Annotated in this window: 23 protein-coding genes and 1 rRNA gene; 13 read left to right on the plus strand and 11 right to left on the minus strand. The window is 50.3% G+C overall.

Annotated elements, in window-relative coordinates; all coding sequences use genetic code 11:
* Positions 1 to 102, plus strand: a 5S ribosomal RNA gene (gene rrf, locus PXG97_RS18640); the annotation flags it as partial.
* Between the two features lie 459 nt (positions 103 to 561).
* Here rrf and PXG97_RS18645 read toward each other — a convergent pair.
* Complete coding sequence (locus tag PXG97_RS18645) at positions 562 to 939, minus strand: hypothetical protein (protein WP_276499341.1); 378 nt, start codon at positions 937 to 939, stop codon at positions 562 to 564.
* A 149-nt stretch (positions 940 to 1,088) separates the two neighbouring features.
* Between PXG97_RS18645 and PXG97_RS18650 the strand changes: the two genes are divergently transcribed.
* From PXG97_RS18650 to PXG97_RS18705, 12 genes are all read left to right on the plus strand, one after another.
* Positions 1,089 to 2,540: a tyrosine-type recombinase/integrase gene (locus tag PXG97_RS18650; protein ID WP_276499342.1), complete on the plus strand. Its 1,452-nt coding sequence runs from the start codon at positions 1,089 to 1,091 to the stop codon at positions 2,538 to 2,540.
* A gap of 185 nt (positions 2,541 to 2,725) precedes the next feature.
* Positions 2,726 to 3,454 carry a DKNYY domain-containing protein gene (locus PXG97_RS18655; RefSeq protein WP_276499343.1) on the plus strand — a complete coding sequence of 243 codons (729 nt, stop codon included), beginning with the start codon at positions 2,726 to 2,728 and terminating at the stop codon, positions 3,452 to 3,454.
* Positions 3,455 to 3,533: 79 nt separating this feature from the next.
* Positions 3,534 to 4,004 carry a hypothetical protein gene (locus PXG97_RS18660; RefSeq protein ID WP_276499344.1) on the plus strand — a complete coding sequence of 157 codons (471 nt, stop codon included), beginning with the start codon at positions 3,534 to 3,536 and terminating at the stop codon, positions 4,002 to 4,004.
* A gap of 95 nt (positions 4,005 to 4,099) precedes the next feature.
* The gene (locus PXG97_RS18665; RefSeq protein ID WP_276499345.1) at positions 4,100 to 4,726 is read left to right on the plus strand and encodes a hypothetical protein; all 627 of its coding nucleotides are present in this window, start codon (positions 4,100 to 4,102) and stop codon (positions 4,724 to 4,726) included.
* Between the two features lie 85 nt (positions 4,727 to 4,811).
* Positions 4,812 to 5,282, plus strand: a complete 471-nt coding sequence (locus PXG97_RS18670) for a hypothetical protein (RefSeq protein WP_276499347.1) — start codon at positions 4,812 to 4,814, stop codon at positions 5,280 to 5,282.
* Between the two features lie 85 nt (positions 5,283 to 5,367).
* The gene (locus PXG97_RS18675; protein ID WP_276499348.1) at positions 5,368 to 6,081 is read left to right on the plus strand and encodes a DUF6438 domain-containing protein; all 714 of its coding nucleotides are present in this window, start codon (positions 5,368 to 5,370) and stop codon (positions 6,079 to 6,081) included.
* Positions 6,082 to 6,185: 104 nt separating this feature from the next.
* Positions 6,186 to 6,788 (plus strand): mercuric transport protein MerTP, encoded by a 603-nt coding sequence (gene merTP / locus PXG97_RS18680; RefSeq protein WP_276499349.1) that lies wholly within the window; start codon positions 6,186 to 6,188, stop codon positions 6,786 to 6,788.
* Positions 6,785 to 6,994, plus strand: coding sequence for a GDCCVxC domain-containing (seleno)protein (locus PXG97_RS18685; protein ID WP_276499350.1), 210 nt, complete (start codon positions 6,785 to 6,787; stop codon positions 6,992 to 6,994). Before merTP ends, PXG97_RS18685 begins: the two co-directional genes overlap by 4 nt.
* 184 nt (positions 6,995 to 7,178) lie before the next feature.
* Positions 7,179 to 7,730: a hypothetical protein gene (locus PXG97_RS18690; protein ID WP_276499351.1), complete on the plus strand. Its 552-nt coding sequence runs from the start codon at positions 7,179 to 7,181 to the stop codon at positions 7,728 to 7,730.
* 98 nt (positions 7,731 to 7,828) lie between these two features.
* On the plus strand, positions 7,829 to 8,422 hold the full coding sequence (locus PXG97_RS18695; RefSeq protein ID WP_276499352.1) for a hypothetical protein: 594 nt from the start codon (positions 7,829 to 7,831) through the stop codon (positions 8,420 to 8,422).
* Positions 8,423 to 9,342: 920 nt separating this feature from the next.
* Positions 9,343 to 9,864, plus strand: a complete 522-nt coding sequence (locus PXG97_RS18700) for a GNAT family N-acetyltransferase (RefSeq protein WP_276499353.1) — start codon at positions 9,343 to 9,345, stop codon at positions 9,862 to 9,864.
* 106 nt (positions 9,865 to 9,970) lie between these two features.
* On the plus strand, positions 9,971 to 10,384 hold the full coding sequence (locus tag PXG97_RS18705) for a carboxypeptidase-like regulatory domain-containing protein (protein WP_276499354.1): 414 nt from the start codon (positions 9,971 to 9,973) through the stop codon (positions 10,382 to 10,384).
* 158 nt (positions 10,385 to 10,542) lie between these two features.
* On the opposite strand, the gene PXG97_RS18710 is transcribed toward PXG97_RS18705, so the two are convergent.
* The 10 genes from PXG97_RS18710 to PXG97_RS18755 form a co-directional block, all read right to left on the minus strand.
* Complete coding sequence (locus PXG97_RS18710) at positions 10,543 to 11,322, minus strand: hypothetical protein (protein WP_276499355.1); 780 nt, start codon at positions 11,320 to 11,322, stop codon at positions 10,543 to 10,545.
* Positions 11,323 to 11,361: 39 nt separating this feature from the next.
* The gene (traN, locus tag PXG97_RS18715) at positions 11,362 to 12,186 is read right to left on the minus strand and encodes a conjugative transposon protein TraN (protein ID WP_276499356.1); all 825 of its coding nucleotides are present in this window, start codon (positions 12,184 to 12,186) and stop codon (positions 11,362 to 11,364) included.
* A gap of 39 nt (positions 12,187 to 12,225) precedes the next feature.
* Positions 12,226 to 13,485, minus strand: coding sequence for a conjugative transposon protein TraM (traM, locus tag PXG97_RS18720; protein ID WP_276499357.1), 1,260 nt, complete (start codon positions 13,483 to 13,485; stop codon positions 12,226 to 12,228).
* A gap of 65 nt (positions 13,486 to 13,550) precedes the next feature.
* Positions 13,551 to 14,168: a conjugative transposon protein TraK gene (traK, locus tag PXG97_RS18725; RefSeq protein ID WP_276499358.1), complete on the minus strand. Its 618-nt coding sequence runs from the start codon at positions 14,166 to 14,168 to the stop codon at positions 13,551 to 13,553.
* Positions 14,169 to 14,179: 11 nt separating this feature from the next.
* Positions 14,180 to 15,409, minus strand: coding sequence for a conjugative transposon protein TraJ (traJ, locus tag PXG97_RS18730; RefSeq protein WP_276499359.1), 1,230 nt, complete (start codon positions 15,407 to 15,409; stop codon positions 14,180 to 14,182).
* Between the two features lie 16 nt (positions 15,410 to 15,425).
* Positions 15,426 to 16,067 (minus strand): TerB family tellurite resistance protein, encoded by a 642-nt coding sequence (locus tag PXG97_RS18735; RefSeq protein ID WP_276499360.1) that lies wholly within the window; start codon positions 16,065 to 16,067, stop codon positions 15,426 to 15,428.
* Positions 16,068 to 16,078: 11 nt separating this feature from the next.
* On the minus strand, positions 16,079 to 16,708 hold the full coding sequence (locus PXG97_RS18740; RefSeq protein WP_276499361.1) for a hypothetical protein: 630 nt from the start codon (positions 16,706 to 16,708) through the stop codon (positions 16,079 to 16,081).
* A 1-nt stretch (position 16,709) separates the two neighbouring features.
* A complete protein-coding gene (locus PXG97_RS18745; RefSeq protein ID WP_276499362.1) occupies positions 16,710 to 17,399 on the minus strand; it encodes a conjugal transfer protein TraI in 690 nt (229 codons plus the stop codon).
* A complete protein-coding gene (locus PXG97_RS18750) occupies positions 17,383 to 19,881 on the minus strand; it encodes a TraG family conjugative transposon ATPase (RefSeq protein WP_276499363.1) in 2,499 nt (832 codons plus the stop codon). Before PXG97_RS18750 ends, PXG97_RS18745 begins: the two co-directional genes overlap by 17 nt.
* On the minus strand, positions 19,865 to 20,212 hold the full coding sequence (locus PXG97_RS18755; protein ID WP_276499364.1) for a DUF4133 domain-containing protein: 348 nt from the start codon (positions 20,210 to 20,212) through the stop codon (positions 19,865 to 19,867). Before PXG97_RS18755 ends, PXG97_RS18750 begins: the two co-directional genes overlap by 17 nt.
* Positions 20,213 to 20,221: the final 9 nt, after the last annotated feature.

The raw sequence follows: 20,221 nt of genomic DNA on the forward strand, positions 1-20,221 counted from the left end.
ATGGCCCCGGTGAGCACCTCTTCCCATTCCGAACAGAGCAGTTAAGCCCGGGAGCGCCGATGGTACTGGGGTCACACCCGGGAGAGTAGGTGGCCGCCAACCCCAACAAGAGGGCCCCTTTCGCAAGAGAGGGGCCCTTCTTCTTTTTCCCACCACCACCACAAGCAAAGGCCATGGGAGGCCCAGCACCTACGAACGTAACTGTTGATTGCCTCTGAGCACGTTGGGAACGCGTTGAAAAAATGCAGGCCACCTACATTTATGGGAAACATATAAAAAGCCCCTGCCATCACTGTCAGGGGCTTTTTATGTAATTCACTATAAAGTTGATTTAGGTTCTTATTTGCCGATGCAGAAAGTGATGACTGTGTGTAATAGATTGTGAGTTAGTGTATTACAATATGTTGTTTCCTGATGAGGTACAAATGGGGAACAGTGGAGTTTTTTGGACTATTTGAGCTCCAGTTCTTTAAACAAAATTATTGATTTTTTCTGCTCCTTCTATTAAATTCTTAAACAGGTTAAGCCGGCCGCCCTTGCAGGCTTATTGCAGCCATTCCCTCACTTTTCCATGTAAGGCTGCCAGTTCACGATCAGCACTTTTTCCTCAGGCAGCAGCAGATACCCGTAATCGTAGCAGAAGTGGTAGGTATTGCCGTTTTTGGTGCGGTAGGTGTGGGTGAAGTGACGAAAGTCGAAGCCGTCCATCTCGAGCAGCCTGCGCCTGACGGTCGTCTTGCCCTGGGGGCTCGCCTGCTTTAGGAGGTGCCTGTTCTTTCTCAGGGAGGCGTTGACAGTGCGCATGAGCTGCTCGCCCTCGTCCTCGAGTTTGCGCCGGTTACCCGCCGCTGCCCGGCACTGGTCTGAGCAGAACTTCTTGTCTGACCTTCCCGCCATGGCTGTGCCGCACTGCCCGCATTTCCTGCTTTCTTTTTCCATAAGCTGCTGTTCTAGCCGTACGTATCCGGTTATACCCGGATTATCCGGCTATAACCGGATCATCCGGATGCTTACGGAACTATACGGGTAATCTCCGACTAAGTGTCGGCAAAGCGCGTTATTGCGCATAGTTATCAATTTAACGCGACATGTACTACGCCTCATCGCAGCCTGTCATCTTCCTTAACCCCCTCGAGCACGATGGGAAGCCCTTTGTTCGCATCTGGCACAAGCCCAACCCTTTTATCACTAAGCGGCTCAAGGAGGCCGGCTGGATTAGGTACAGTAAGACCTACAAATGCTTTGTGATGCACCGCTCCGAGCAGAGCATTGAGCGGCTGCACCTTCACTTCGAGGGCACAGCCAAGGTGGACTCGCGCTACCTGTACCGGCCCAAGCGGCTAAGGCCGGCCGAGGGGGCGGTGATCCTGGCCGGGGGGCATGCCTCTGAGCCACTGCAGAAGTCGCCGGTGCTGCCGGTGGTTCGGCTGCAGCCGCTGGAGCACGAGGGGAGAGCGCTGGTGCAGATCAGCCACGCCTTCGACAGGAGCATTTATGAGTGCCTGCGGCTCAGCAAAAGCTGTACATGGCTGCCCGTGCTCAAGTGCTTTGTGATGGGAACCGGCAGCGCTGAAATGCACTTGCTGCTCGACGATGTGGCGGGGGTGGCGCAGGTGTGGCTGGCGCAGACGCTGAAGGTGCGGGACCTGAGGCTGCAGGCAAGGCTCTGGGAGCAGACCTACGCCAAGGGCGAGGGCTATGTTGCCTGCCCTGTGGCATACCTTGAGAAGCTTTTCCTGCTAAACTACTCGCTCAACACCATCCGCACCTACCACTCGCTGTTGCTGCGCTTCCTCAACGGGCACAAGGAGCAGGGGCTGGAGAAGATCAACGCCTTCTCGGAAGAGGAAATCAACCTGTACCACCGGGGCATGGTGCAGAGCCAGAAGTACTCTTTCTCCACCGTCAGCCAGTCTATCAACGCCGTCAAGTTCTACTTTCAGCGGGTGCTGGGGCGCCATGAGGTGCAGCTCAACCTGGTGGAGCGGCCGGAGAAGCCCCGCCGCCTGCCCACCGTGCTCAGCAAGCAGGAGGTGGCCCGGGTTCTCGCGGCCACCGAGAATGTCAAGCACCGCTGCCTGCTGCAGCTGCTCTACGCGGGGGGGCTACGGATAGGGGAGGTGATCAACCTGAGGCTAGGAGACGTGCAGTCGGACCGGAACCTATTGTTTATCAGAGGGGGCAAGGGCAAGAAGGACCGCACCACACTGCTATCGGCAAAGCTGCTGGAGAGCCTGAGAGAATACTATAAAGTCTATCGGCCAAAGGTGTGGCTGTTTGAGGGGCAGACAGGCGGGCAGTACACGGTGGAGAGCATCCGCAACGTGTTTAGGGCCAGTATGGTGAAGGCAGGTATAAAGACGAAGGCGACGCCCCACACGCTGCGGCACTCCTTCGCCACGCACTTGCTGGAGCAGGGCACAGACCTGCGCTACATCCAGACGCTGCTTGGCCATGGCTCCAGCCGCACCACCGAGATCTACACGCACGTGACAAGCCACTCGCTGGAAAAGATCACCAGCCCGCTTGATAATCTGTAGATTACTTCTATATTAGCTAAAGAATATACTATGCGTATGAAGACTATTGGAAAGACGATAAAAGGAAAAGGTGGCTGCCATAAAACAGGCACAACCACCTTCGCACATAGTGTCAATAACCGTATGTTTTCGCATAGCCGCTAGTTAGGTAGTATTTGAATTATAAATTTTTTGTAAAAGAATCAATGAACTATAAGCAGTTTCTTCTTGGGCTAATTATTATAGTTCTCACAGGCTGTTCAGGCTATACTAAAAAGGATGGCAAGGTTTATTTAAGAAGTTCTAATGAAGCAAGGATTGGTGTTAGGTATTTGGAAGTAGAGAATGCTGATTACAGCTCATTTAAAGTTATCAACCAAAATACAAACTTAGACCTTGCTAAAGATAAGAAACATGTATTTGTCGGAATTTCAATCTTAGCTGACGCTGACCCATCAACTTTTGAACAAATCAAGAAGTACTACTGGAAAGACAAAAGCAACGTCTACTTATTACAGTTCGGAGTGAATGATAGTAAGATAAAACAAGCTGATGTAAACACCTTTGAAGTGATAGACAAACTTTGGTCAAAAGATAAAAACCATGTATATCATAAATTTGAAAAATTAGACGGCGTAGCCCCAAATGAATTTGCAGTCATAGATGAAGATTGGGGTAAGGACAACAGCTTCTTCTACTGGCATGAATTAAGAATAGACTCATTAGATTACACTTCTGCCAAGATTCTTAGCCCCTACTACATAAAGGACAAAGATAACGTCTATTACAAGAATCAATTAGTTGAAGGAGCTAACCCTTCAGCCTTTGTTCCAGATGGAGTTGGCTGGTTTGGGCATGATGATAAGAATATGTATGATAGGGAAAAGAATAAAGGCCCTATAACAGAGCAGTATAGAAAAACATACTTACAGTAAGAAAAAAACATTACCTAACCACACCCATAAGCCAGCTACGCCGCCTTATGGCCAAGTACGTTATAGCTAATTAGAAAGTATGAATAAAATATTGAATAGCTACTCCTTAACATTATTTATACTTTCAGGACTTTTGTTTTCCTGCTCAAACAGCAAAGCCTCTTTCGGTGCCAATGAATCATCTACTGACTCAAGTATAATAATTGATACTTTTTCCGAATTTCCACCAGAAATAGAAGGTTGTTCTTGTTACTTCTCCAGTAATGAGAGTGACTTTGAAAGTGACCAATATATCTATGTGGATGACTATGGAAGCAATGCCTTCGTCTCAATCAATGGAGAAATGAAAAGCTTTAGTCTAAGTAACACCAAAAAAGTAGCAGACGACCATTTCATCAAAACTTGGATTTCAGAAGATTTTGAAATTACCCTTGACTATAAACAAGTCAGTCAGGTAGAAGAGACTTGGCAGCAAAAAGGGACAATGCGAATAAAATCAAAGAAGGGTAAAGAAGTAGTTAAAGAGTTTTATGGAGAATGTGGTTGCTGAAAGAACAACAAGCTATAACCACACCTATAGGGCAGCTACGCCACCCTATAGCCCAGTACGTTGGGCTCAATTTGTAAGTATAAAATCTCAAGCAATTGAAAAAAATAGAATACTCGAAAGAAGCCGTGGATACCTTAAGGCTACTGATAGGAAAGACAGCAGAAAGGGTTATCTATAATTTCATGTACTACATTCTGGACTTTGGCGACTATCACATTCTATTCCCTATGGAGCTGGAAACAGGTCTAAGCGAAACAGGGGAGCAGGAAATTAAATATACCTTCCCCGTGCTATACCATGAAAGTGTTAAACTTGAAAGGTCAGATATAGTAGTAGCTGATAGTTTTAAGATAGAGAGTATACAGATATTGCAGACATTGCTCTACTGGAAGAAAGTAGAAAAAGAAAATGTAAATATTAGAGTTGGGGATGAAGCTGCAGCCAAGGTAGTCGCTGACTTAATTGCGGTTTCATTTGAGACTGAAGAAGAGCTTATGATAAAACCTAGCACAGCGGAAGATTTTCCATTAGAACCAAAGTATAAGAACCTTGTGGATGTAGGAATAAGGATAAGAAACAAAAACAATAGCTTGATAATTGCTCCCATAGATAATTGCTTTGGGTTTATGGAACATTTTGACGGATTCTTCTGGAACGAAGAAAATATAGAAGCACGTCTTTCAGAGTCATACGATTTTATAGTTGTAGATAAGAAAAACTAAGCCCAACAAGGTTTACACCCTATGCTTCGGCTGATAGCCTCGCACAAGGTATACACGAGCCGTTGTATGGGATTAAAATTATAGAATGAATGACCTGATGGAATTTACTTTAGGCTACTACGAGACAAGAATTAAACAGGAGTTCGCTATAGATGACGTAGGAATCACTTTAGACAGACTTGGCGGAAAAAGCTTTGAAAAAGTAATTCCAGTGGACTTAAATAATCCAGACTTACTCAACCAGCAAGAACTGGAAGTTGAAATACCTGAAGTCATTAAATTTATTCGAAAAGTTCTTCAGAAGAATTATAGTTATCGCCCTGTGTGGTTTAAGACAAACGTAGTTGACCAAGCTGTAAATGACTACGTTGGAATCGGGTTGTTAAATCTTGGTGGACCTTGGTTAAAATTTATAATTTGCTCTCTCAGCTTCGATAGAGCCGCCCAAAGTGGAGACACATTAATGACAGTTTTTGATACTGGTTTCCAGTGGGCAATCAACTTCGAACTATCGCAGGATAACAGTTGCTTGACTGTACAAAAAATTGAAAAATAACCCCATACAACAAAGTATAGCATCTATGCTGCGGCTGACGCCTTGCCATTTGCTATACCAGCACGTTATGGGGAATTGATAATATATGAAAGCAATAATTTTACTTGTGTCGGTTATTCTCCTTGGTTCTTGCTCACAGCAGCAGGAAATTATAAATGGAGATGTTCACGCAAGTGAAATCAAGGGCTATTGGGAAGGCGAGCAGCAATTCTTTGTAGTTTGGGACTCTATTATGCTTTATCCCACTAAGAGAACATCGGGCTTCCATACCTACACTTTGACCGATGATTTGTTGACAGTCAATAATAACGGTACAAGTAACTCACTTAAGCTCCTAAAACTGAACAAAGATTCTCTGGTTCTCGAACAGGTCAATAAAATTCTCCGCTATTCAAGAGCTAAGCCAGTCAACCCTGAATTAGAGTTTAGTACCATTAATTTTAGTACTGGTCCTTGTGAAGGGAATTGCCCTGTTTTCGATTTGACAATTAATGAAAACGGCCAGGTTGAATATGTTGGCAAACTCTATTCAGAAAAGTCTGGAGAGCACCATGGGCAGCTGCCTCAACAGCTTTTGAAAAACTTAAATGAATTGCTAAGCCACATCGACTTTCAAAAAGTAAGTAAAAATCAGTTACCACCGCCAGCAGATAATCAGCAGTTTGAATTGAGAATTAGGTTTAAGAACAATCAAGCGGTGCAGGTGAAGAATGGAAAGGCTGATGTCAGGTATAAGACGCTTTTGAACGTGCTGTACAACTTGGTTGACATAATAGAATTGAAGAACAAAACCCCATAACAAAGTGCAGCCCTTATGCGTGGCTTTGCCTCGCCCATCGGCTGCACGAGTAACGTTATGCGGCAGCTTAGAAGACGACACCGAAACAAACAGATAGATAGAAAATGAAATCAGAAAATAAACTCGCAGGACTTGGACTTTTGACAGCAATTTCAGCTTCACTTTGCTGTATTACACCTGTTTTGACTTTGTTGGCGGGGACAAGTGGACTTGCTTCGACTTTTTCGTGGCTTGACCCATTAAGACCGTATTTAATCGGCTTGACAGTTTTGGTGCTTGGATTTGCTTGGTATCAGAAACTAAAACCGCAGAAACAAGTGGACTGCAACTGCGACACGACCGAAAAAACACCATTCATTCAGACAAAGAAATTTTTAGGTATCGTGACAGTTTTTGCAGGACTAATGCTTGCGTTTCCGACCTATGCACATATCTTTTTCCCTAAGACAGAGAAACAAACAATTGTAACCGAACAAGCGAACATTCAGACTGCGGAATTTACAATTAACGGAATGACTTGCACAGGTTGCGAAGAACACGTAAACCACGAAGTGAATAAATTGACAGGAATACTTAACACGACTGTTTCATACGAAAACGGAAACGCAATTGTGGAGTTTGACAAGACCAAAACCGACATTCAAGAAATAGAAAAAGCCATTGCAAAAACAGGCTATTCAGTAACCGACAAGAAAGAAATAAAATGAACATAATACTACAATCAACAATCACTTGCCCCGACTGCGGACATAAGAAAGAAGAAACTATGCCGACAGACGCTTGCCAATACTTTTACGAGTGTGAAAATTGCAAGAAAGTTTTAAAGCCAAAACAAGGCGACTGTTGCGTTTATTGTAGCTACGGGACAGTAAAATGTCCACCCATTCAGGCAGGAACAAGTTGCTGTAATTGACAATGAAACAACTGACCGAAATAGAAAGCCGACCGCATAACACGGGTTTTGCGTCAGGCGGGGTGATGTGCAAACTTGGAGCTTTGTGCTTTTATTCAAGTTCGGTGCTGGTTGACAGTTTTGTGCTCCAAAACCCGCCCGAACGCAAAGCCCGAAACCGTTGTACCACATAGGAATTTATAAAATGAAGTTAAAGTATGTAACCATATTGCTGTTATTGCTTCTCACTTCTTGTTCTATCCTTGGCAGTGGTTCAAGGGCAAAACATACTTCTAAAACTATAAAACTCAAAAGTATAGGTGACGGCACCAAAGTAGGCTATGAAACTGATTCAGCAGTTGTGTATTTCAGCTTGGCAGAAATGAAAGAGCGAGTTGACAGGCTTCTGAATAGCAATAAGCTCGACCCCAGATGGGATTACAGAATCATAGCTCAGCTAAAAAAGGATAAGCAAATATTAGATGGCATAAATCATGACGTTGTTGTGAAGCACTGGCAAAACCAGAAAAGCGACAGAGATTTAGCAGAATACGATTTAGCCGGGTTTACTGACCAGTACATCTTCAAGGACTTTATACTTGATGGCAAGGCAAAAGTGTGGAATAAGAACTTAAAAAGATTTGAAGAAAAGGTGGTTTATAATTTTGTAAGGCACAGTTTAGGTACAGAGTCGGCTTACTATACTTTCAAAAATGGGACTGAATTTCACAGGCAAATAATCGCATTAGGAGAATAAGAACTACGCAGTACAACACGGTGCAGCTTTAACCCTTGCTACGCTTCGGGCTTTGGCTGCACGAACCCGTTGGCAGTAATACAAGCTAAATCTAAAATATGAAAACATTCTTACTTCTGTTTCTGACCCTTACAGCCCTAAATTGCTATTCGCAAACTACAGGAAATTACAAAATTGAAATCACGGCAAATGCATCAGCCAGTAATTCAGAGTTTAAGATTCATCTTTTGAAAGATACAGACACAGCAAAAGTCATTTATTTTAAAAGAAAGCAGGAGGATTCAAAACCCACGAAACAAGACAGCTTAGAAATTCAAGAACTAACTGAAACCTTCTTGAATGATTTGGAAGCGCAAAAGCGGCTAACCCAACTTTTTGAAAAGTATAAAAGCTATGATAAAGACAGTTTGATTATCTCTTCAAACCACCCCTTGCTTCGTATCAGTGATTCTCTATCAAGGGAAAAGAATCTACATGTAAAGAAAAGCGACAAAAGCAGAATTATCTTAGACGGGACACTCTTAAAAATAAGAGTACAACATGAAAATGGACCTGAATATGAATTTTATGCTCTCTCACCTCAAAAAGATAGTCATCCCTTGGTTTACCAATTTATAAATGATGCATTAGAACTTTATAGAGGTAGCGTAGAAGACCCAATTCTTACCAAGAACCATACGAATGGATATTAAAAGTACAACAGCCAACAAAGTGCAGCATCAACCCTTGCTCCGCTTCGGGCTTCGGCTGCACCAGTAACGTTGGGCAAAATCTTAAGTAAATAAATTATTGATGATTCTTATTCTGGAAATATTGACTTCCGTTGCTTTGGTGCTCTATCCGTTAATAGAAATCATCAGAACATCAACTAAAAGAGAAGAAAGAATCTCAGGAGCTGTTAAATGGATTTCTGTACTTTCTATAATCTTTGGAACATACTTGTGGCTCAAGAATGGCCTGACATTGGATTATGGGACGACAAAGGAGAAAATTGAGTCCAAAGCTGAAACCATGTTGTACTTTGGACTATCCAACATGGCTATAGGACTCCTGATAATATTGTTCTTAACGATTTGGTGGGTTTTTAGAAAAATAAAAAAGACTTTGCCCAACAACAGCTAAACACCAGCATCGGCCTCCGCCGCCGTTTAGCCTAACCGTTGGTAGTAAATGATGTTATAGAATATAGATAAATTTAATATATTAGAATTATCTGAAAATAAAGTGAATTAGTAGTAAAATGGATTGGTACAGCTTCTTATGGGGGTTTGTGTTTGTGTTAACTGGTGTAATACTGTTACTAATATGGTATCAAGATGATAGTAAAGAAAGTAGTTGGCTTGACATAGGAAATGCTGGTTTAATTTCTGGGGGTATCTTTGGTATCATTATGGGCTTATATGTTATCATTTCTTCACTTTAAAAAAACATCTTCTACCAACACAATGCATGCTCAACCTTCGCTTCGCTTCAGGCTCTGCATGCACCCGTCCGTATAGGTAAAAGCAGTACTCCTATACCTAGTGAAAGGGTGCTGACAGTATTGGAAAAATAATATAGCGCTAATCTAAAGGTTAGCTGTAACCAAAAATAAAGAAAATACTGAGTGAAAATGGAAAATATTGAAATAAGAAGAGTAACTGTAGACAATATAGACCAATTACAGAGAATCGGCAGACAGACATTTTCCGAAACGTTTTCTTCTGGGAATAGCGAAGAGAATATGAAAAAGTATCTGAATGAAGGGTTTTCTACAGATAAGCTAGAAGCCGAATTGGCGGACAAGAACTCTGAGTTTTATTTTGCTCTATTTGCTGATAAAGTAATTGGCTATCTAAAGGTCAACTTTGGAGAGTCACAGACAGAAATTAAGGATGAAAACACCCTTGAAATCGAACGCATTTATGTTCTAAAGGAATTCCACGGAAAGAAGGTCGGGCAAATCCTTTACGAGAAGGCAATGGAAATATCCAAGCACAAAGGCGTGGATTATGTCTGGCTAGGGGTTTGGGAAGAAAACCCAAGAGCCCTTCGCTTTTATGAGAAAAATGGTTTCGTGGAATTTGATAGGCACATTTTCAAACTAGGAGATGATGAGCAGATAGACATAATGATGAAACTGCAATTGAAATAAGAATGGTTGCAGCTAACATTGTGTAAAAATCATGTCTCAGCCGATGGCCTTGCACGTTTTTTACACGAGGCCGTTAGGCAAAAAAGCAATCTATATAAAAACCCATATGAAAACATCTTTTATTTGTCTCTTCATCCTCATGTTGCTCATAACTTCAGGCTGTAAAGACCGTGACAGGCTAAATGAGCCTTGTTCTGGCAACTGCGTTACAATTACGGGTAAAGTCACTACCGAAAATAACTCGGCAGTAGCAGCGTCAGGTGTATCATTGAAACTTTCTTGGGCAAGACCAGCAGTACCTTTGGGCAGCCCACAACGTGACATTGCCACTACAACCACAGATGATAAGGGAAACTATACCTTTGTCTTTACACCGAAAAGTGATGAGTTGCAGGATGGAAGGTATTTAATTGAATACTCCAAAGAAGGTTTCTTCCCTGCCGACATCAGCTTTTACGGTATTTCGAGAGGAGACACGACTATCAAACAAAATATACATATAGTTGAAAAGGAAACATGAAAAAAGGCCTTCAGCGTTAACTGAAGGCCTTTCGTGTAGCCCGTAGAGGAATCAAACTTTGAACAAGCTAAGGAACAAATTCTTCTTAACCAGTTGCAGGGTCAATTAAGCAAGTGTTATGAAAGGTATAAAAAAGACCAGCAGTAGAGTGAGAACAGTTACAAAGAAACTCCCCTCCGGCGGGACTGCCGTTTCTCTGCCGCCTCCTTTAGAGTGGTATCCGGCGTATGCACCTGCTGCTGCCTTTCCGGCTCCCGCTTTTGCTCCTGCCGCTGAATGGTCTCCCGCATCACCGGGCGACGCTGTTCGTTGTAGATGTTAATGGTCTTGAACTGGGGACTTGCCTCCACAAAGCGCTTCACCTCATAGCCTTCCTCCAAAGCCGTGATGGGGTGTTGGTTACCCTTTCGAAGGGAGTAGAGCAGCAGCTCCTTTTGCTGCGGGTCCTGAAGCTCTTTGATATTAAAATGCTGCAGGGTCTTATCCAGATCAAAACCATAGTTGTCATGGTACTGTTTGACCTTATAGTTGCCCGAAGGTTCCCGCGCCTTCAGGTCCAGCTGTACCCATGCCTTGTAGGGTAGGTTTTCTGATGTTAGCAGTTCCTTGTGCACTGCCCGGCCCTGCAGCAGGTTATAGGCCTCCTTGGTGGTGATGCCGCCGTTTCGGTTAATGTAGAAGGTGTGGCTTCTGTCCTGATCCAGGTCAGGGGAGCGCAGGGTCGCCTCGTACTTATTAAAAAAATACCTGTCCGATTGATCTGAGCGGCGGAAGTGCAGGGTATGGTCTACCGTACTGTTGTGGTAGGACAGCTGCAGCTGGAGTTGGAACTGTGGGGCCTGTTGCTTGAGCTGTTGCTCTAGGGCGCTGTAGAGCTTTTCGCCAAAGCCCGTGTACTTCAGTTCGTCCTTGAGGTAATCGAGGTTTTTGGAGTTCATATGTTATAGGTTTATGGGAGATGAAACTAGAATAATGATTCAGTGAAAGAGGAGGGAACTGGCCTGCTGCAGGTGCCTGCCACGGACTCTCAGGGTCAGGTGCCTGGCACCGTGGCGCTCATAAAGCTCGATAACCTGCTCTTGCCCGGGACCTAGGGGGAAGCGCTCTAGGGCGTAGAGCAACACCTTCGCTTCACCCGGTGCCACCACGGCGTCTTCCGCTTCCCAGGCATAGTAGGGAGGCCAGTCAACCTCTTGTCTGGCCGTGCGCCTGGCCTGCTGCCTGTCGCGTGTGGCAAAGCGTACAGTCTCCAGCGCATAAGCAAGGGTGGAAGCGTTGTGGAGTACGAGCCGATAGAAGATGGTATTTCCTTTCGTGTAGATTCCTTCCAGGGCCACCTTGATCCCTCCCGCCTTAGCTTTGATGCCGTGGTAAAACGGAGTGTCTTCAGCCAGCTGGCGACAGATACTTGACAACCTGGCCTCATTCAACCTGTCGCCTGGCAGCAGGACTGAAGTCTCGACAGCTGATAGCCGGTCTAGGGTAAGCAGGGTCTTTGAAGGAGCAGGGGCATAGCGTACAGGGAAGCTGTAAAGCTTACCGTCTGTGGTGATCACAGTTAGGTTTGTGCCGGGAAAGTTCTCCCGTGCGCCTTTGACCTGGAGCACGTTGGCCGTCTGCTCAGGAACCTGCGCCAGCACATCCCCACTGCCCCGGTCCACGCTCAGGATAGGGTAGGGGAAAACGAGGCTGGTGGTCTGATGGGTGCTCAGCTCTAGCAGGGGCTCAACGTCCGTCTGGGCATAAGCCTGCAGCCGTAACAGGAGCAGGCACAGGATTAGATAGAAGCTTTTGTTTTTCATGGCATGATCTGTTATTTGGTGGAAAAGTTAAACAAGGTCTTAGCGGTTTTGCAGGAGCAGGCGATGGCCGGCTTTTACTGTCACCTTCACCTGCCGCGTCTGGCGGCTGAGCAGGTCCCGAGCCGCGGCAATGCCGGCACCCGTGGCCTGCGCTCCCACTGAAGGGGAAAGCGTTGGCAGTTGCAGGCTTTGCTGCAGGGCACGCCCTGCTCCCTGCCGGGCAGCTTCCCGCCCGGCAGTCCCCGGAATAAAGAGGCCTTCCTGGCCGTCCAAGTCGTAGGCAGACAGGGCAACAGCCAAGGTTGCCTTGCCCACCAAGACGGAGTTGACGTCGATCATAAGGCGCTCTCCGCGGAGCCGGCAAATGCCGTAGAGGAGGCTACCCCGGGGAATGCGTCGGTCCTCCAGGTATAGGTCTTCAAGCAGGCGCAGCCTAACTTGCGCGTCTGTCGTGAGCGTTTGGGTGGTGGGGATCACCGCCTCCACGGTGTTGGCGTTTGCCTTGGCGACAGGCTGCGGGGGCTGCAGGGCGTGAAAGCCGGCTGCCGGGGCCTCAGATCCATTCAGTAGGGTGATGGCTGCCTGCCGCTTGTTAGTCTGCACCTGGGCGGGAGGCGGCTCCAGCGACGCATGCTCCGCTGCTTGTCTTTTCAAGCGCTCAGGGTGCTGAATATCAAGGATGCGCTCGAGCAGGGCCTCCATTTGTTGCATTTCAGGATTTGGGGTGCTGGCATTGGCCATGCGCTGGACCATCGCCTCCAGCCTGTCCACGTCCTGACTGAAACTAGCGCTGGATCTGACGGGCTGCCGGGCAGGCGGAATGCCTTGAGAAACTGGCGCTGGTGTGGTACCGGCTGCTATAGCGGAGAGCTGGGCAAGGCGCTGGTGTATTTCTGCTTCCTTTGGCTGAGGAGTAGGAAGGGCTGTTGCCTGTGCTGCATTGTTAGCTAAGGCAGGGGGGAGAACCAGCGGATCGGGTGCAACCAACGTGTCTGCCTCAGAGCCTGACATGCCCAGAGTGGGCAATACCGGGTTGTCCAAGTCAGTACCTTTTTTTGACAGGCGCCGCCGGGCCTGCTCGTAGAGGCTGAACTTGTCTTGTGCTTTTCCCTTCTTGAACTGCGGGTCGGGCAGCGCCAGGCTGAGTCCGCCGCTCCCGGTGGCATCAGGCAGGGGAAAGGGAATGCCCCGGCCGCCTCCGAGCGCCCAGAAGGCTAGGGTTAGGAAGGGAAGTACGAGCAGGGGCAGGACAAGGAAGAATTTTCGTTGGCGGAGCTTAATGTCGGATGGTGTGTTCATGTTTTGCTTGCTTTATGATGGATGATTGCTTTGTGCCATTAGTCTTGTTGCCGTTCGATGGCAGGCTAGCGGGCCTGGGTATGCAGTTGCCTGTTTTCCAGAGTGGTCCAACGCTCGATCAGAAAGCCATGAGGATTGTTGTCCGAGCGGGCCACGGGGCGCAGGAAGCCTTCGGTGATGAGGTTGCGCGTCATCACCGAGGTGGTACGCACCAGTTTTTGATGGGCATAGCAACGGAAGCGGTAAGGGGTTTGCCCGGTGTCTACCTGCACGCTGTCTATGGTGATCTCTTGGCTGATGTTGGCCGTGATCAGGTTGGAAAAGTAGCCGCTCTCCCGCAGGTTGTCATAAGCCTGCTTGGCCGAGTGATCAGCCAGGTAGAGTGCCCGTGCCATGGTTGCCTCAATGGCTTTGTCATCGGGAGCCAGGGTGAAAAAGTATTGGTGGAACTGACGAACGTGTTCCCGCGCCTCTACCGGCAGGTTCTCCCGGCCGCCAGCGGCGAAAGCCTCCAGGGCCTTACCGCCTGCCAGGATGTAAACACGCTCCTGGGCTTGCCGAACCTGCCGGTAACTGTAATAGAGGGCCAGGCAGCTGACGGCGACGCTGGCCAGCACCAGCACCAGGCTGAAGGTGCGGATGTAGCGAAAGGCGGTGTCGATCTGATGAAATTTTCGAAACATAGTATGTGGGATTAGGTGTGGTCATCTGTCTTTCCGGAAAGCCGTTCCTGCTGATAACTGGCGGGTGCGCTGCTGCCGGCTTGGCTGGTGCCCGTTTGGTTGGGTCCATAGAAGCTGGCCATGCCGTGTACCAACTGCTGGGCTCCGGCACCGAGCGTGCCGGCCGCATAGCTGGCCCCCATGCCGCCAGCTGAGACGGTGGTGTGGCTGGCGCTGCTCAGCAAGTTGGTTACTTTGTAGAGCAGGGCATTGCCGCCGCCGGCATGGACAATATAGTTGGCCACGTTGGGAACGGTGAAATAACCCACAATGCCGATGAGCAGGAAGATGAGGTAGGCTGTGTCGGTGGCGCTGAAGAACGTATCGCCGCTCACTTCCACCTGGCTGATGTCGAGCAGGAGCATGTGCTCTTGGATCTTGCCGATGATGGCACCGAAGATATTGGCCACGGGAAGCCACAGGAATACATTGATGTAGCGGGCGATCCAGACGGTAAGGGTGTGATGAAGCCCGTCAAAGACGGAGAGTCCGAAGACCAGGGGGCCGAGCACTGAGAGTACCACCAGGTAAAAGGTGCGGATGGTGTTAATGCACAGGGCAGCTGCCTGGAAGAGCACCTCGAGTACCTCCGACATCCACTGCTTGATGGAGTGGCGGAAGCTAAAGGAGGCACGGGCCATGGCAAACTTCATGTCGTTGCCGATGCTTTCCAGCAGGCCTTCCCCTTCCCCGAGCGGATCCTCCGGGTGGGCGTAGCGGTACCACTCGGACCGGTCACCTGTCCCATCCAAACCCACATACATTTGCCAGGCGTCGGATTGCTGGATAGCCGCTTGCTTTTGTTCCAGCAGGCGGGCAAGGGCCCTATCAGAATCTTCCACCATCGCGCCGGTGGCCGAGACGGTGGGTTGCAGCACCCCATTGAGCAGCCCCAGCACGGATGGGAAGAGCAGGATCGCCAGGCCCAGGGCAAAGGGCCGGAGGAGCGGGTAGAAGTCCACTGCCTCGGCGTTGGCCAGGTGGCGCCAGACGCGGGAGGCAATGTACCAAAGGGCGGCAAAGCCGGCCAGGCCGCGCCCTACGCCGATGAGCTGCTCGCAGAGGGGAAGCATCTGCTCATGGAGCTGGGCCAGAACCTGGTGCAGGCCCTGCATCTGGTCGGTTAGCCCCTGTGCCTGAGAGGCCTTGGGCCACAGTAGGCACAGGGATAAAAGGAAGATGAGGGAAAGAGGCTTTTTCATAGGTTTTGACTGGAGGTTAGGGGATGAGGTAGTAGAGCTGCTGCACCGCTTGCAGGTTATTTTGTTCCCGGGCCCGAAGTAGGGCCAGCCGGGTAGCCTGTTGGTTAAAGTGGCGGAGGAAACCAAATTTGTCAAGTGTGGCCTCATAGAGACGATCGATGGCCTCCATCCTTTCGGCCTCGGCCATACGCAACTCCCCGGCAGTGAGCACGAGCACGAGCTCCTCCAGATGCTGGAGGCTCTCTTCCAGTAGCTTTTCGTAGACGCTAGCCAGGTAGGTGAGCTCCTCTGGCGTAAACGCCCCGACTTCCCGGAAGCGGCGGTAGGCACCGCGGTATTCCTGCACCAGGCGTTGCTGCAGGGCGATCGTTTCGGCAACGCGCCGGTAGTGGCGAACCGTTGGACTCACCTCAAGGAGACCTTCCAGAAAGGCGTCATGCAGGCTGAAGCTCCCTTCCGATATGTCGCGGACGGTGCCGTAGCCCCGGTGAAGGATGTCATAGCCCTGCTTCATGTCCGAGAGGATACTCTTGAGTTGCCGGAGCTTTTCGACGTTGAGCAGCAGCTGCTGTATTTCATCGGCCTGTGCCTGGGCGCGGGGCGGTAAGCCGGCCCCCAGGAAAAGAAGCAGTAGCAGGGTAAAGTAGCTTTGTTTCATCTTCTTTCTGTTTATGGTAAGTCCTGTAGCTGGCGCAGTAGCGCGGCCTCCTGGCTCTGCCGCTCCCGCAGCCGGGACAGCTGCTGCAGCTCTGCAAGGAAGGCCTGTGCAAAGGCGACCGTTTCACGGGAGCTGGCATGAAGGCTGTTCATGCTTTCCAGCCGCGCCGCATCGCTCAGCTCCTGTTCACCTGCCGTGAGCGTTTGCCGGAGCGCCTCCAAATCTGCTGCTAACCGGGTCAGTACAGCGGAGCGGATCTGGTCAAGATAGGTGCGTTCGCTAGCCTGCAGCAGGGGAAGAGAACAGGCATGGATGAAGGCCTTTTCCAGGATCATCCGCCAGGTGACCATGTCCCCTGCCTGCGGGAGCCGGGCGATGGCAGGGTTCACAGACTTGAGGGAGGAAAAGAAGCCCTGGTGCAGGCCAAGGTCGCCTGCTTTGATTGTGTGCACGGTATGGAGCCCCTCACGGACAAGGACATATCCTTGCTGCAGGGTACCGGAGAAGGCCTGTAAGGCCGCGATCTGCTGCACCAGGTATTCTTTTTGGGTCTTTTTCTGGCGGAACCACTCGTCAAAGGTCTGCGCCCGGAGCGTGTGCCCTGCCAGCAGGAGTAGGACAAGGAGGAAAAGCTGTTTCATGTCATTTGCCTGGGGTGATACCGTAGAGTCGTTGCATGGCCACCAGGTCTCCCTGCTCGCGGGCGCGCTGCAGGCACAGCTGGAGTTGGCGGGCGTTGAAGCGCCGCAGGTCGCTGTAAGTTTGCCGGATGCCCGAGGCGGCTTTCTCCAGGCGCTTCAAGCGCTCTGCATCGCTCATCTGCGTGGCAAAGGAGCTGGTCACCAACAGGGCCTGGTCCAGGTGCTGGATGCTCTCAGACAGGATGCCGGCATAGACGCGGTAGAGGTAGTCCAGCTCTTCCGGGGAGAGCTTGCCGTCCTGGCGGAACAGGCCGTAAGCCCGCCGGTATTCCGCGACCAGGGCCGCTTGCAGGGTGATGATCTCCCGGACCTGGCGGTAGGTGGCGATGGCGGCCTTTACCTTCCAGAGCTCGGCATAATAGTCGGCGTAAAGCTGGCGCTGGCGCTCAGACCACTCGGAGATTTCGGTGAGCCGGAGCTCGGATAGCTTGTTTTCGAGCACCTTGTGGGCATTTTGCAGCCAGATGGTCTCGTTCTGGATGCGCTGCACCTGAAGGTCCAGGGCCACAATCACCTTTGTGACGCCGGCCTTGATGGCCTCTGTGATAGGATCCTGTGCATAGGCTGGCTTTGGTTCCGTGGCGGTACTGAGCAAGAGGATCAGCAGAAGAATTCTATAGGATGCTTTCATGGGACTGTTGTTTTTGGGTGCGGATATGTTGGGCCAGCTCATGGATGCCTTTGGCCATATCGCCTCCCCAGCGGGCAGCATAGGCTTCTACCTGCAGCTTTTCTTTTTCCTCGGTAGTAAAGGCAAGGTACTCTTCGAGCGACACCTCGGTGCGGTAGACCTTGGAGAGCGTGCCCCCCAGGCTAATGAAGACTTCCTTATAGGTGCGGGCAGGATCGTTTGCCCGGTTCACCGAGAGCACCAGGGCCTTTTCTTTTTCTGTGAGGCCCAGCAGCTGCTGAATGTCGTCAAACTTGTGCAGGTACTTTCGCTGGTCCAACAGGATCTTGCAATCGGAGTTGTTGATGATGGCCTGCTTTACGATGGGAGAGGAGATGATGTCCTCTACCTCCTGGGTCACGACAATGGCCTCCCCATAGAACTTGCGCACGGTCTTAAAAAGGTACTTGATGTACTCAGCCATGCCCTCCCGGGCGATAGCCTTCCAGGCCTCCTCGATGAGGATGACCTTGCGCACCCCCTTCAGTTTGCGCATTTTGGATAGAAACACCTCCATGATAATGAGCGTCACTACCGGGAAGAGGACAGGGTGATCCTTGATGGTATCAAGCTCAAAGACGATGAAGCGTTGGGGGAGCAGCTCCAGGTCCTCCCGGGCGTTGAGCAGGTAATCATACTGGCCGCCCCTATAGAAGGGGCGCAGCACGTAGAGAAAGTTACCTACGTCAAAGTCTTTCTCCTTCACGCCCTCCGCTTGGAGTTGCTCCCGGAAAGTGTCCCGCACGAACTCATAGAAGGTGTCAAAGCAGGGGAGTATAGAAGGGTGTGCTGCCAGGTTCAGGTAATACTGCTCGAGCGCATTGGAAAGCGCCACGTACTCTGCGCGTGTGGTGGTCTCGGAGTCCTTCTTCCACAGCGCTTGCAGCAGTGTCTTCAGGCTCTCGCCTTTCTCCGTGTCCGGCTCGACCTCTTCCCCCAGGTAAAAGGGGTTAAAGGAAAGTGGGTGCTGCGCATCGTAAGTAAAGTAGTAGCCGCCGACCAGCTCACAGAGGCCCTTATAGGAATGGCCCACGTCCACCAGCACGATGTGGGCACCCTGCTCGTAGTAAGAGCGCACCAGGTGGTTGGTAAAAAAGGACTTGCCGCTGCCCGATGGCCCGAGAATAAACTTGTTGCGGTTGGTGCAGATCCCTTTCTCCACCGGTTCGTCTGAGATGTCCACGTGCACTGGCCGGCCGGTGAGGCGGTCGCCCAGGCGCAGCCCTACCGGGCTTAGGGAGGAGCGGTAAGCCGTCTCCAGGTTCAGAAAGCAGCAGGCTTGCTCCAGAAACGTATCAAAAGTTTCGTTCATCGGAAAGTCGCCCGCATTACCCGGTAGGCCGGCCCAGAAGAGCTGTGGGGCCCCGTCCGTCTCGAGCTTGGGGGTAGCGTCAAGCTGTGCGATCGCCGAGGAAACCGTGTTGCGTAGTTCTTTTCGCCTGTCGGCATCCGCTGTCCAGGCTAGCACGTTAAAGTGCGCCTTGACCGGCAGCCGCTGCTGGCTCACAGCCTCCTGCAGAAACTCCTGAGCCGCGTCGCGCGCCAGGGCGTTGCCGCGGGAGTAAGCTGAAAGGGACTGCAGGCGCAGGCGCTTGCTTTCCAGGCGCTCAAGGGTTTTGGGCGCGTCCCCGATGAAGATGTACTGGTTAAACAGGTGGTTGCAGGCCAGCAGCTGACCCAGCGGAGAGGCAAAGCCCGTGCTGCAGCGGGAGCGGTCGGTAGAGTAACGGTCATAATTCACCCGGGACCCGCACAGGGCAGGCAGGTCCATTGCGTCAGCCAGGGAGAAAAGCTGGCAATGCTTGTCTCCGATGCGAAGACCATCCCGGAGGTGAATATCCTGCAGCATAGGGGCGCTACCGACCGGGAGCAGGCCGCAGTAGCGCTCTAGCAGACCTGGCCGGTTGGGGGTGCCGGTGAGCTCGGCATCAGAGAGCCGGCGGAGTGAGACAAAGCCACTATCCTCCAGCACCCGCACCAGCTGCCCTGCCTGGTCGAGGAACTCTTGGTAAAGCTGGGGCTGCAGGGTCTGCTGCGGGGCTAGTGACCGGCGCAGCAGGCTGGAGAGCAGGGATGTAGAGGGTTTTACATCCTCGGGCAGCTTGGTTAGCAGTACGAAGCAGTGGTGCTCGAAAAAGGGGCGCTCATGAAAGAAGCGCTCGCTTGCCCGGGAAAGAAAGTCCTGTTGCTCTTTGTCGAAAGCTGCCTTATGGGCGCTCTCCACAAACCAATCCTGCTTGTGCAGCACGCTGTGGCGGGGCAAAAGACGTATCGCTTTTATGAGGGCCTGGTGGAAGGCTTCGTAATCCTGGTCTGAGAGGGTAAAGATCTCGGGCAGGGTCACTTCATAAGCCAGGGTGACGTCGCCACGGCGGGAGAGGATGCAGTCTTGCTCTACTGCAAAGATCGGCAGCAGGCGCTCCAGGTCAACGGCTGTGGCCATGGGACACCTCCTTTCTGTTAAGGTAGAGGAAGAGGCTGCGCGATTGCAGGCGCAGGAAGTGTGGAATGCTGCGGCGGGCAAGCCGCTTGCTTAGCCCGTGCTCGCCGAATGTTTTGTTCAGGTAATAGACGCCGGCAAACAGGGCCCCTCCCAGGAGCAGGGTTATGCCAAGGCAGACTGCCAGAGCTACTCCCACCAGGTAGAGGAAGGTAAAGAGCAGGAGCAATCCTACCAGCCCCACGGCCAGGTAGGCGATGTACTGGGCGCGCAGCCCCTTAAACTCGATAGGGCGGTTGATGCCTTTGTTGATACGGTAGACACTTGTTGCCATAGCAATGGG

Source organism: Pontibacter litorisediminis (assembly GCF_029360645.1).
Taxonomy (GTDB): domain Bacteria; phylum Bacteroidota; class Bacteroidia; order Cytophagales; family Hymenobacteraceae; genus Pontibacter; species Pontibacter litorisediminis.